Source organism: Mesorhizobium sp. M0923, assembly GCF_040319365.1.
Classification (GTDB): domain Bacteria; phylum Pseudomonadota; class Alphaproteobacteria; order Rhizobiales; family Rhizobiaceae; genus Mesorhizobium.
This window is the reverse complement of sequence record NZ_JAMYNW010000009.1, coordinates 159038-171230: the sequence shown is the minus strand read 5'-3', so window position 1 is coordinate 171230 and position 12193 is coordinate 159038. Positions and strand designations below refer to the sequence as shown.

Annotated in this window: 13 protein-coding genes; 4 read left to right on the top strand and 9 right to left on the bottom strand. The window is 64.1% G+C overall.

What is annotated here, in order from left to right; genetic code table 11:
• Window positions 1–140: 140 nt before the first annotated feature.
• Genes NKH89_RS17625 through NKH89_RS17610 form a run of 4 tightly spaced genes read left to right on the top strand, consistent with a single transcriptional unit; the run spans window position 141 to window position 3797 of the window.
• A complete protein-coding gene (locus tag NKH89_RS17625) occupies window positions 141–1319 on the top strand; it encodes a lanthanide ABC transporter ABC transporter substrate-binding protein PedA1 (protein WP_352493903.1) in 1179 nt (392 codons plus the stop codon).
• A complete protein-coding gene (locus tag NKH89_RS17620; RefSeq protein ID WP_352909414.1) occupies window positions 1307–2275 on the top strand; it encodes a PQQ-dependent catabolism-associated beta-propeller protein in 969 nt (322 codons plus the stop codon). The genes NKH89_RS17625 and NKH89_RS17620 overlap by 13 nt, the downstream gene beginning before the upstream one ends.
• Complete coding sequence (locus NKH89_RS17615) at window positions 2272–2997, top strand: lanthanide ABC transporter ATP-binding protein PedB/LutE (protein WP_023716593.1); 726 nt, start codon at window positions 2272–2274, stop codon at window positions 2995–2997. Before NKH89_RS17620 ends, NKH89_RS17615 begins: the two co-directional genes overlap by 4 nt.
• Window positions 2994–3797, top strand: coding sequence for a lanthanide ABC transporter permease protein PedC (locus NKH89_RS17610; protein ID WP_023716594.1), 804 nt, complete (start codon window positions 2994–2996; stop codon window positions 3795–3797). Before NKH89_RS17615 ends, NKH89_RS17610 begins: the two co-directional genes overlap by 4 nt.
• 3 nt (window positions 3798–3800) lie before the next feature.
• Here NKH89_RS17610 and NKH89_RS17605 read toward each other — a convergent pair whose 3' ends face one another.
• The 9 genes from NKH89_RS17605 to NKH89_RS17565 are packed head-to-tail and all read right to left on the bottom strand — an operon-like array spanning window position 3801 to window position 12183.
• Complete coding sequence (locus NKH89_RS17605; protein ID WP_352482833.1) at window positions 3801–4214, bottom strand: c-type cytochrome; 414 nt, start codon at window positions 4212–4214, stop codon at window positions 3801–3803.
• On the bottom strand, window positions 4195–5073 hold the full coding sequence (locus NKH89_RS17600) for a cytochrome c oxidase assembly protein (RefSeq protein ID WP_352482832.1): 879 nt from the start codon (window positions 5071–5073) through the stop codon (window positions 4195–4197). The genes NKH89_RS17605 and NKH89_RS17600 overlap by 20 nt, the downstream gene beginning before the upstream one ends.
• Window positions 5070–5411: a hypothetical protein gene (locus NKH89_RS17595; RefSeq protein ID WP_023716597.1), complete on the bottom strand. Its 342-nt coding sequence runs from the start codon at window positions 5409–5411 to the stop codon at window positions 5070–5072. Before NKH89_RS17595 ends, NKH89_RS17600 begins: the two co-directional genes overlap by 4 nt.
• Before the next feature lies 1 nt (window position 5412).
• Window positions 5413–6018: a cytochrome c oxidase subunit 3 gene (locus tag NKH89_RS17590; protein ID WP_352909413.1), complete on the bottom strand. Its 606-nt coding sequence runs from the start codon at window positions 6016–6018 to the stop codon at window positions 5413–5415.
• Window positions 6015–7991 carry a cytochrome c oxidase subunit I gene (gene ctaD / locus NKH89_RS17585; protein WP_352482829.1) on the bottom strand — a complete coding sequence of 659 codons (1977 nt, stop codon included), beginning with the start codon at window positions 7989–7991 and terminating at the stop codon, window positions 6015–6017. Before ctaD ends, NKH89_RS17590 begins: the two co-directional genes overlap by 4 nt.
• Complete coding sequence (coxB, locus tag NKH89_RS17580; RefSeq protein WP_352482828.1) at window positions 7988–8962, bottom strand: cytochrome c oxidase subunit II; 975 nt, start codon at window positions 8960–8962, stop codon at window positions 7988–7990. The genes ctaD and coxB overlap by 4 nt, the downstream gene beginning before the upstream one ends.
• Window positions 8963–9000: 38 nt before the next feature.
• Complete coding sequence (locus NKH89_RS17575) at window positions 9001–9534, bottom strand: c-type cytochrome (protein ID WP_352638931.1); 534 nt, start codon at window positions 9532–9534, stop codon at window positions 9001–9003.
• Window positions 9531–10400 carry a substrate-binding domain-containing protein gene (locus NKH89_RS17570; RefSeq protein ID WP_352482827.1) on the bottom strand — a complete coding sequence of 290 codons (870 nt, stop codon included), beginning with the start codon at window positions 10398–10400 and terminating at the stop codon, window positions 9531–9533. The genes NKH89_RS17575 and NKH89_RS17570 overlap by 4 nt, the downstream gene beginning before the upstream one ends.
• A complete protein-coding gene (locus NKH89_RS17565) occupies window positions 10381–12183 on the bottom strand; it encodes a methanol/ethanol family PQQ-dependent dehydrogenase (protein ID WP_280940404.1) in 1803 nt (600 codons plus the stop codon). The genes NKH89_RS17570 and NKH89_RS17565 overlap by 20 nt, the downstream gene beginning before the upstream one ends.
• Window positions 12184–12193 lie beyond the last annotated feature (10 nt).

Here is a 12193-nt window from a genome sequence, read left to right as displayed (position 1 = left end):
ACAGTCGAGGTGAGGCCGATCCAGATCTGACCAGCCGTCACCACAAGGCCGTGAATATCCAGAGTGGAACCTTTTCAATGGCGGGGAATTAATCCAACTCCGCCTCGGTCAGTCACTGCGGGAGAGGGAGCTGCAGCGGAATGAGGCTGGCGCTTGCTGTTCTTGCCCTGTTGCTTTTCGTCGCTGCTCCCGGTCTTGCCGAGCCTCAGACGGTGGTAATCGGCTATCTCGGCCAGTCGCGCAAGCCGCCCTTACAGTTGGGTCCGCTGGACCAGTTCGCGACAGATGACGGGCTGCAAGGCGCACGTCTTGGCATCGCCGACGACAATACGACCGGGCGCTTTCTCGGCCAGCATTTCCGGCTGGAGGAGCGAGTGCTGAAGCCCGCCGAGGCGGCATCGGACGCGATAGGCCAGTTCGCTGGCGCCGGCCTTGCGTTTGTCGTCGCCGATCTTGACGCTGTGCCGCTCACGCAGGCGCTTGCGGCGCCTGGCGCCGAGAAGATGCTGCTGTTCAACAGCCGCGCTACCGACGATGCGCTGCGCCAGCAGGACTGCAGGAAGAACCTGCTACACACCATTCCAAGCCGCGCCATGCTCGCCGACGGCCTGGCGCAGTACCTGGTGTGGAAGCGCTGGCAGCGCTGGTTCCTGCTTGTCGGCACGCATTCTGCCGACCAGGCGATGGCCGCCGCTTTTCGCCGCGCGGCGCAACGTTTCGGGGCCGAAATCACCGTCGACCAGCCATGGACGTTCCGTCCGGCGAACGGACGCGCTGATACCGGCCATGTCACGCTGCAGTCAGAAATACCGGCCGCCACGCAGGTCGCCGATTATGATGTATTGGTCGTCGCCGACGAGGCTGACGAATTCGGCGCCTATCTCGATGACCGCACGGCACTGCCGCGACCGGTCGCCGGCACGCAAGGGCTGGTTGCGGCCGGTTGGAGCGCCGTCACCGAGGAATGGGGAGCGACGCAGTTGCAGGACCGCTTCCGGAAGCAGGCGGGGCGATGGATGACGCCGAGCGACTATGCCGCCTGGCTCGCCGTGCGCAGCGTCGGCGAGGCCGCGACGCGGCTGCGCAGCGTCGATCCGTCAGCCATCGCCGGCTACGTGCGCGGCGACGATTTTCTTCTCCCCGGTTTCAAAGGCCAAGGGCTCAATTTTCGTCCATGGGACGGGCAACTGCGGCAGCCGATCCTGATTGCTGGGCCTCGCCTGCTGGTCTCCGCCTCGCCGCAGCCCGGCTTCCTGCATCAGCGGACGCCGCTCGACACGCTTGGCATCGATCTCGAGGAGAGCGCATGCCGCTTTTGACCGCAATCCTCCTGGTGGTGTCCGTGCTTATCTCGGTCGGTCCTGTTGCTGCCGAAACCGTCTACGTGTCGAACGAACAGGACAATGCGGTTGCCGTCGTCGACGGGGCAAGTATGAGCCTCTCGGCAACGATCGACGTCGGACGGCGGCCGCGCGGACTGGCGCTTTCCATTGACAAGAAGACCCTCTTTGTCGCTGTCGGCGACGACAATCGCATCGATGTCGTCGACCTTGCCAAGAGACGAGTGGTCGGCCAACTGCCTTCGGGAGCCGATCCGGAATTCTTCGTCGTGCATCCCGACGGCAAGCGGCTGTTTGTGGCCAATGAGAACGACAATCTGGTCTCGGTAGTGGAAATCGCCTCGGCCAAGGTCATCGGCAACGTCGATGTCGGTGTCGAGCCCGAGGGAATGGCGGTCAGCGCGGACGGCCGTTACGTCGCCTGCACCTCGGAGACGACGAGCATGCTGCATCTCATCGACGCCGGCACGCTCGATCTCGTGGATAATTTGCTGGTCGACACGCGACCGCGCGCCGCGGCGTTCTCCCCGGACGCAAAGCGGCTTTGGGTCTCTTCCGAGATCCGCGGCACGGTGACGGTCTTCGACACCTTAACACGGGCTGAAACCGGCAAGGTCCAGTTTGAGGTGCCGGGTATTCGCCGCGAAGGCGTCCAGGCCGTCGGCATCGAGATGTCGCGTGACGGCGGCACTGCGTATGTCGCGCTGGGTCCCGCAAACCGGATCGCCGAGATTGACACGGCCACGCTGGCGGTGCGCCGCCTTTATCTTGTCGGCCAGCGGCCATGGCACGTCGCGCTGGCAGACGATCAGAGACGCCTATTCAGCGCCAACGGCAATTCCGGCGATATCTCGGTCATCGACCTTGAGAATGAAGAGGTGGTCTCATCGCTGCCGGTCGGGCGCGGTCCGTGGGGCGTCGTGGTTGGGCCATGAAAGCGCTGTCGCTCGACAATCTGGGGCACAGTTTCAAGGACCGGCGGGTGCTCGACGCTATCTCCTTCTCGGTCGAGCAGGGCAGGATGTGCATCCTGCTTGGTCGCAACGGCGCCGGCAAGACCACCTTGTTCTCGCTGATTACCGGTCTCTATCACGCTCGTTCTGGCTCGGTGCAAGTGTTCGGACACGCCATGCGCACCGACCCTGCGACCGCGCTCGCCCAGATGGGCGTCGTCTTCCAGCAGCAGACGCTCGATCTCGATCTCACGGCGGGCGAGAACCTACGCTATCACGCCGCCCTGCATGGTCTTGCCGCCGACGTTACCAAGGTCCGAACACGCGAGGAACTCGGCCGCCTCGAAGTCCTCGACAGGCTCGGCGATCCCATCCGCTCATTGTCGGGCGGCCAGCGGCGGCGTGTCGAGATCGCCCGTGCGCTCATGCACCAGCCGCGCCTTCTCCTGCTCGACGAGCCGACCACCGGACTGGACGTGCCCGGGCGCCGGGCACTGGCGCAGCATGTTCGCGGCTTATGCCGCGAACGCGGCATTGCGGTATTGTGGGCGACGCATTTCCTTGAGGAGGTGACTGCCGAAGATGATGTTGTCGTGCTTCACGGCGGCCGTGTGCGATGGGCAGGCCGCGCCGATCGCATTACCGCCGAACTCGGCGTCGGCAGCATGGCAGACGCGTTCGCTCGCTTGACGGAGTCGGCATGATAACCCGTCATGCGCTGCGGGCGCTCATCGGCATCTTGCAGCGAGAACTGCTTCGCACGCTGCGCCAGCGCGGCCGCCTGATCTCGGCGATTGCCCGGCCATTGGTATGGCTGGCCATCTTCGCCGCCGGCTTCCGCTCCGTGCTCGGCCTGTCGATCACGCCGCCTTACCAGACTTATGTGCTGTATGAAGTCTATGTGGTGCCCGGGCTGGCCGCGATGATGCTGCTGTTCCACGCCATGGCCAGTTCGCTGGCAATGGTCTATGACCGCGAAATGGGCAGCATGCGTCTGTTGCTGACCGCGCCGCTGCCGCGCTGGTATCTGCTCGGCGCTCGCCTGCTCGCCAGTGTGGTCGTCGGCCTGCCGCTCGTGTACCTGTTCTTGCTGATCGCGCGCTACTGGGACGTGCGGCCACCGATGCTCGGCTATCTCGCGGTTCTGCCGGCGCTGGTGCTGTCCGGGCTGATGCTTGGCGCCTTCGGCCTGCTCGTCTCGTCAGTATCGGCCCAGATGGAGAATTTCGCCGGGGTGATGAACTTCGTCATCTTTCCGATGTTCTTCGCCTCGACCGCGCTCTATCCACTGTGGCGACTTGCCGAGGCTGGTCCGGTGCTTGCGACGGTCGCAGCGCTGAACCCGTTCAGCCATGCAGTCGAGCTGATCCGCTTCGCGCTCTATCTGCGCTTCGAGCCGGTCTCATGCCAAGTAGTTCTGGCCTGCCTCGTCGTGTTCTTCCTCGCCGCGGCGGCCGCTTATGATCCCGGTCGTGGCCTGTGGTCGCGACGCGGCGAGCAATGACTTTCATTTGAGCGAATAGAGGTAGGCAGCCACGTCCCGCGCCTCCTGCTCGGAAATTCTGGTCGAAGGCATTGCCGTATGCGGGCTGATCTCCCTTGCCGCACGGATCCAGCGGATCAAGTTTTCCGGCTTGTTGTACAAGACGCCGCCGACGTAAACCCGGTTGGCCAAGCTGGCGTCGAGGCGCGGGCCGACCAGCCCTTGCGCTCCGGGAACGCCGGTGATGGTGTGGCAACCGGCGCAGCCATTGGCCATCATGATCGGTATGGCGCGGGCGCCGACACCGCCGGTCGCATCGTCGGCCTTCTGCTCGACCCGACGGCTTTGCTCGAAGTACAACGCAATCCCGGCCAGGGCTGCAACGAGCACGACAATTACCGCAGCGCCGATTATGGCTTTAGACAGCGTGAAGCGCATGCGGCGCCTCCTTTCGGCTGCTCGAGCGGATCCACAGGCCGGCCAGCAGCAACGCCGCGCCGCCATAGATCAGGCCGGCCGGAACCCACATCACCAAACCGGCGAGTTGCTGGTCCTCGAGCGGACTAAGGCTCCACAATTCTGCGCCGGCGGCGTTTTCCGGGTACCACAGCCTTGGCGAGACCAGCAGCAGCACTCCGAGCAGGCCGGTGTGCAGCGAGGTGAAGAAAAGGTGCATGACCGCGCTGCCATAGGCTTGTTCGCGGCCGGGGCGCGGCAGCAGCACCCACCAGAACAGCAGGCCGCTACCGAGGAAGCTGGCATGTTGCGCATAGTGCAGGGCACCCTGTCCAAGCGCTGCCTCGAACAGGGCCGGAACGTGCCACGCCCATATCGCGACGCCGTGCAGGACGGTGGCGGCTGCAGGGCGGCTGATGGCGACCCAAACCGCTCGCAGCATCTTGGCGTGCCCGGCTGTGCCCAGCGCCTGCCGCAGCTTGATCGGCAATGCCCACATCATCGCCGCGGCCGGACAGGAGGCGACCAGCAAGGGCGCCGCCACCGCCATCAGCAGCTCATGTTCGATCATATGGGCGGTGAAAACGCGCTCACCCAATGCATGGAGCGGATTGACCAGCGCTGCTGCCAGAATGACCCAGCCGGCCGCGAACAGCAGGGCTTGCCACAGCCGCAACGGGCGGCTGCGAGCACTCCGCCGCCACAACCGAGCGGCTCCAGCGGTGTAAAGCAGTGCGATCGCTGCCAACGGCAGCGTAATTGGCAGCGCCAGCGTCCAACCGGCCTGAGGGGCGCCGGCACCGTAGCAGATGGAGGTCGAGAAGAGCGCCTCGAAGCTCATCGTATGCAGCCGTCAAGAATGAGCGAGGCAGCGCCCTGCATGACGATTACCAGCGTAAACAGCACCGCGCTTAGAATACTGACATTGGCGACGAAATCTTCGGTGCCGCGCGTACGCTCCGGTTTGAAGGCGGCGCCGCCTTGCTGTCGCGCCCGCCACGAAAGCGCGCCGCCGAGCAAGGCCAGCACCGCCAACACCAACGCAATGACGGGGATGATCGCAATCCTGTGAGCGCACTGCCACTCGACAACCGCGTAGTTCAGTTGCGTCGATACCGCCCAGGCCAATGGCCCCGACAACAGCCCACCCCAGGAAGTTCCGTACCGAACCGCACGCATCTCAACCCAGCCTCGGCGTCCAGTAAATAAACAGATAGATCGGGATCCAGGTCGCGACCACGAAATCGCAGTAGAAGACGTTGTCGCCCACATCCCCGAAACGCCGGCCGCTATAGCCATGGCGCGTGAACATCAGAACCGTCAGCACCAGCGTGTCGCCGACATCGGTGATCAGATGTGTGGTGTGGAGACCGAGCAGCACCCACAGCATCGAGCCATACGCATTGGTATCCCAATAAATGTTGAGGGCCGGAAATTCGAACCAGCGCACGACAAGCGGTGCGATGCCGAGCAGCGACATCACCAGCAGGCCGATGCGCACCGGCACCATGGCACAGGCTTCGGCGTAGCGGTTCAGTATGTGGTTGGGCACCACGCTGGCGAGCAGCAACAGCATGACGATGGTGCCCGGCCAATGGTTGGGCGGCGGCACGCCGAGCGGCCATTCGGGGGACAGGTAGGCAAGGTAGAGATAGGCGCCTGCGGCGAGCGCGAAACCAGTGCCCTCAAGCGCCATGAAGGCGAGGGTGCCCCACCAGGTCGGGCTGCGCGGTCCGAGCCCGAAGGTCGGGAGTTCGGAAAGATCCGCGGCCGGGCGCTGTTTCATTCCTCGTCCTCCGGATCGCCTTTCGGCCAGAACCAGCCGATCAAGGTGATGGCGATCGGCCCGGCTCCCCAGACCACCGCCCACGGGCTGAAGATCGAATAGAGAAAGGTGGCGCCCACGGCGAGGGCGGCGAATAACGGCCAGATCGATGGCGTCGCCGACTTCTCGCGCACATCGGGATGCGCCTCTGCCACGGTCGAAATAACAAGTTCGCGCACGTCGACACGAAGCCCAGTCGCCACCGGCAGCGTATCGCGTTCGGCCCACAGCGGCTCGGCATGTGTAACCACCGGAATATGGGCGAAATTGTAGTTAGGCGGCGGAGACATTGTCGCCCATTCCAGAGTGCCCGCATTCCAGGGATTGTCCCCGGCCGGCGCGCCCCTCAAGGCGCTGTGAACCAGGTTTATGGTAAACAGCACGAAGCTCAGGAACAGGACGACCGCGCCGGCTGTGATGCACAGGTTGATGTTGCCCCAGCCGAGCTCCGCCGGATAGGTGTAGACCCGGCGCGGCATGCCCCACAGCCCGACAATGTGCATCGGAAAGAACGCCGCATTGAAGCCTATGAAGGCAAGCCAGAAGTGCCAGCGTCCGAGACGCTCGTTCATCATCCGGCCGGTGATCTTGGGGAACCAGAAATAGGTCGCGCCGAGCAGCGGGAACACCGACCCGCCGATCAGCACGTAATGGAAATGCGCGACCACGAAATAGGTGTCGTGCACTTGCAGGTCCAATGGGACCGAGGCCAGCATCACGCCGGTCAGGCCGCCTGCGACGAAGGTGAAGAAGAAGCCGAACACGAACAGCAGCGGCGTCCTGACTATCGGCTTTCCGTCCCACAATGTCGCCAGCCAGCAGAAGATCTGCAGCCCATTCGGGATGGCGATCAGCATGCTCGACGCGGTGAAGAAGCTCGCGCCGAGCTTCGGCAAGCCGGTTGCGAACATGTGGTGGACCCACAGGCCGAACGACAGAAAGCCGACCGAAATCAGCGACAGAACCATGCCCAGATAGCCGAATACCGGACGCCGGGCGAAAGCGGCGATGATCGAGGACACCATGCCGGTGGCCGGCAGGAAAATGATGTAGACTTCGGGGTGGCCGAAGAACCAGAACAGGTGCTGGAAGAGCAGTACGTCGCCACCCTCGGCGGGATTGAAGATATGGGTGCCGACCAGCCGGTCGAGGATCAGGAACGTCGACGTGATCATGACCGCCGGCATGGCGAACACGATCACGAAGGAGGTGACCAGCAGCGCCCAGACGTAGAGCGGAATCTTGTCCAGCGACATGCCCGGCGCGCGTTGCTTCAGCACGGTGACGATGGTGGCAACCGCGACCGCCAACGACGACACTTCGGTATAGGTGATCATCTGCGCCCACACGTCGGAACGCTTGCCTGGCCCGAATTCAGGGCCGGACAGCGGCACATAGGAGAACCAGCCGACGTCGGGCGCCATGTCGAGTGCAAACGACACCCAGGCGAAGAGGCCACCGGAGAGATAAATCCAGAAGCTGAATGCATTGAGGCGCGGAAAGGCGATGTTGCGGGTGCCGACCATCAGCGGCACGAGGTAGATGCCAGTCGCCTGAACGATCGGCACTGCAAACAAGAACATCATGGTTACGCCATGCATGGTGAACAGCTGGTTGTAGCGGTCGGGCCCGATCAGCCCGCGCTCCGGCCCCGACAGTTGGATGCGCATGGCAACGGCGCTGAGGCCACCGAGGCACAGGAAGAAGAAGGCGGTGATCAGGTAGCGCCGCGCGACAATTTTGTGGTCGACGCTCGAGAGCGCACCGATGATGCCCGGTGCCGTCTGCCATGTCCGCGCCAGCCAGCGGTCAAGGCTGGCGTCGTCGAGGCCGGTATCGCGAGGACCGTCGTGCTCGGGAGCTAGGTCACCCTTTTGTGCTGCGGCGCGTTGCTGGGCGAGGTCACGCTCATGGGCTAGGTCGGCGCTGCTCATTTCAGGCCTTCGAGATAGGCTACGATCGCATTCAGCTCGTCCCCGTTTAGTCCCACCACGGGCATGTGGGCACCTGGCTTGATCCCTTGCGGATCGGCTATCCAGGCTGCGAGATTGCCGCGGCTCATCGCCAGCGTTCCGGCAGCGAGCGTCTGCCGGCTTGCGATATGTGTAAGGTCGGGAGCGACCGTACCGCCGGCGATGGTGCCGCCGATCTTGTGGCACATCACGCAAGGCCGTTTGAGGAATAGGTCATGGCCGGCTTTTGCCTCGCCAGAGGCAGGAGCGACCGCCGGCCGCAGCTGATCGTTCAGCCACGCGTCGAAGACGGGCCGGGGTTCGGCGACGATGAAGGTGCTCATATTGGCATGCTGCGCGCCGCAGAACTCGGCGCACTGGCCGCGATAGACGCCGGGCTTGTCCGCCTTCAGATCGAGAACGTTCTCGTGGCCTGGAATGAGGTCCAGCTTGCCCGAGAGGTTCGGCACCCAGAAGGAATGGATGACGTCGGTCGAGGTCACGACAAGCCGCACCGGCTCCCCCGCCGGGATGTGGATTTCATTGGCGGTCGTCAGGATGCGGTTCGGCTGATCGTTTTCGTAGCGCACCTCCCACCACCATTGATGCCCGGTCACCCGGATCGTCAGCGCCGCATCCGAGCCGATGGCGGCGAGCGTCCGGTTAGCGAAGTAGCTCAGCAGCGTCAGGCCGACCAGGATCAGGGCGGTAGCGGCGAGTGCGGCGACGACAATTCGCATCTTGCTGCGCTCGGCGGCAGCGTCGAGGACAAGCGGATCGCCGAGCGGCGCCGGGCGCCGGGCCAATGGCGTAATCAGCACGGCCATCACCAGAAGCCAGACCGCCGTGCACAGCGCGGTGAAGAACCAGATCAGCCATGCAAGCTCGCCCGCGGCCGGGCCTTTCGGGTCGAGCGCGGATTGCCAGCCGCTGCATCCTGCAAGGAGCAGCATGCAGGCTGTGCTGCAGCACACCCTGCAAAGAAGGCGGTTCACGGCGACTTCCCCAGCGTCGCGGCGTCCGGCAGGCGATTTTCGGATGGATGGGGCATCATGTCGTCGTCGCGGCTCGGCGCAGCGGACTTTGGCGCGTTGCCGCTCAGCGCGCGGACGAAGGCGGCAAGCTCCCAGATCTGGTCGTCAGGGATCTTGTCGCGGAAGCTCGGCATGCCGTTCGGCCGGCCGTCCCTGATCGTGGCGTGGATGCTTTCGATCGAGCTGCCATAGAGCCACTTCTGGTCCATGAGGGCCGGGCCCATGCCGCCGCCGCCATTGGCATGGCAGCCGGAACAGTTGAACCAGTTGAACAGACGCTTGCCCTCGCTGAGGTGGAAGGCGTTGGCCTCGAACACGCCGGCCTTGTTGTCGGACGAGGCCGGCCGTTGGCCGCCCGGCTCGAGGGCCGTCACAGCCGCCGGTTGGTTGCCCGAGCCGAGCACCGACTGTGGACGCGTGTCGCGTTCCTCGCGCTGGCAAGCGGCAAGGACGAGCATCGCCGACAGCAAGCATGGAAGGCCGCGGTTCATCGCACTGCCGCCCCGGCGCCGTCGAGGCGAGGCACGCCATATTCCGCCAGGATCGTATCGATCTCGGCGCGGTGTTTGGCAATAGCTGCGTCTACCTCACCGCGCAGTGCATCGTCGTCGCGGCGCACGGCCATCGAGATGTCGTAGATCATCGGCAGCAGCGGACCGTCGATACGCGGCGCAACCGGCGTAATTCGTAACGGAGCTTTTTGCCTGGCGGCGAAGTAGCCGGCCAACGGTCCCCAGACGACGGCAACATCGATGTCGCCATTCGCCACCGCCTCGATGATGCGCGCTGGCGGGTTCGGCGCGGAATAGTCGCCATAGACCGGGAAGCCGATGAGATGGCCGACGATGCCGCGGCGCCCGAGCGCCTGGACGGGTGGCGAGTTGGCGCCGTCGTCGCCGATCAGCTGGACGCCGATGTGCAGATCGCGCAGGCGAGGATCGTTGAAGGACGTGATTTCCGGCGCATCCTTTCGTGTCACGAAGACGTAGGAAGACCGGTAGTAGGGCGCGGTGGTGCGCAGCATTTCGAGATTGGCGGGTGTGCCGGGCACCAGATCGCACAGGCCGGCTTTCAGCGTGTTGCGCACAAAGCCGCGCCGCTGTGCCCACCATGTGTAGGAAACAGTCGCACCAAGCTCCTCGGCGACGAGTTCGGCAATCTTGTTTTCAAAGCCCTCCCTGGCGGCATTGGAGAACGGCATGTTGTTGGGATCGGCGCAGATTCTCAATTCGCGCGCATCGGCAAGGGGGGCAACAAGCGAGAGCGCCAGTGCACCGACCGCGGCGGCAAGCCGCCGCGGTCGCGTTCTCCGTGGCCGCGCAACTCGGCCGATCGTCTCAAGGCAGCCGGAACACATACAGCGTACCTCCCGGCGTGGTTACATCCTTCAGATCCTTCATGACGTTGACGAAGCCCAGCGCGGCGGTGGCGTCGCGCGGGTCGAGATCGCCGGATACGATCGCCCCAGCCCAGCCGCCGACGCCCGAAAGGACCGCGACATATTGGTGCCCGTCTGGGCCGCGATAGGTGATCGGCTGGCCGATGATGCCGGACGACGTCTTGAACTGCCAAAGCAGCGCGCCGGTCCTGGCGCTGACCGCCTTGAACCAGCCTTCCATCGTGCCATAGAACACGACATTGCCGGCGGTGGCGACGGCGCCGCTCCACACCGGAAAGTTCTCCTTCAGGCTCCACGCCGGCTTGGCGGCGGCGACATCCCAGGCGGTGAAAGCGCCGCGATTGCCGCCCGGCCCCGGAATCATGCGCACGTTCATGCCGACATAGGGCGTCCCGGCGATGTAATTCACCTCGACGCCTTCTTCGTCCATGCACATGTTATTGTGCGGAATGTAGAGCAGGCCGGTCTTTGGCGAGAACGCCGAAGGCTGCCAGTCCTTTAGCCCGGATGCGGTGGGGCAGATGTCGCGCACGACCTTACCGGTGCCGGTTTTTTTGTCGGGATTTACAATCAGCCGGCCGGTCTTGAGGTCGACGCCCTTGCTGGAATTGACAGGCCCGAACGGCACCGCCGACAATACCTCCCCCGTCGTGCGGTCCAGCAAATAGACATAGCCGTTGCGTTCCGGTCGGACCAGGACCTTGCGGAGCTTGCCCTGCCAAGTCATGTCGAGCAGCACCTGCTCGTTGATGCCGTCGTAATCATGGAGGTCGTGCGGGGTCCATTGATAGAACCATTTGGCTGCGCCGGTGTCGGGATCGCGGGCAAAGATGCCGGCGGTCCATTTGTTGTCGCCGGGCCTCAGATCCGGATTCCACGGGCCGGGATTTCCGGTGCCGTGGAAGATAAGGTTCAGATCCGGATCATAGGAGATCCAGCCCCACACATTGCCGCCGCCGATCTTCCACGCATCGGGCGGCCATGACGTCACGCCGAGATCCTTGCCCTTGTCCATGTCGTAATGCGGCTTGAAATCGGGGCCGATCAGCACCTCGGCGTCCGGGCCGGTGTTGTAGGCCGTCCAGACGACGTGCCCGTCGCCGGCGTCGAGCGCCTTGATCCAGCCGCGCACGCCCATTTCGCCGCCGGAATTGCCGACCAGCACCTTGCCCTTGACCACCAGCGGCGCCATGGTGATGGTCTCGCCGATATTGATGTTGCCGATATGGGTGTTCCAGACCGGTTTGCCGGTGGCTGCATCAACGGCGATGGTATGGCCGTCGAGCGTGTTGAAATAGATGCGCCCGTCGAAGAAGACCGCACCGCGGTTGACCACGTCGCAACAGGCAACGCCCTGCGCCGCAGGCTCGGGATTGGGCTCGAATTTCCACTTCATCGGCGCGCCGGGCTTGGTAAGGTCAAGCGCGTAGAGGATGTTGGGAAACGGCGTCACGATGTACATCGTGTTGCCGACGACCAGGGGCGCAGCCTCCTGGCCCTTGTTGACGCCAGTGGAGAATGTGAAGGCCACCTGCAGGTTCTTGACGTTGTCCTCGGTGATTTCCGCAAGTTCGCTGTAGCGGGTCGAGGCGTAGTTCTTTGCCGGCATCGCCCACTGGCCGTCGTCGGGCGGAGCAGCTGCGGACGGCGGATTTATCGCAAAGCTTGACGTTGACTGAGCAACCGCCGTGGTAACTAGCGCGAAGCCTGCCAGCAGCGTCCATCCCAGCATCGCAGCCATTGGCCTTTCT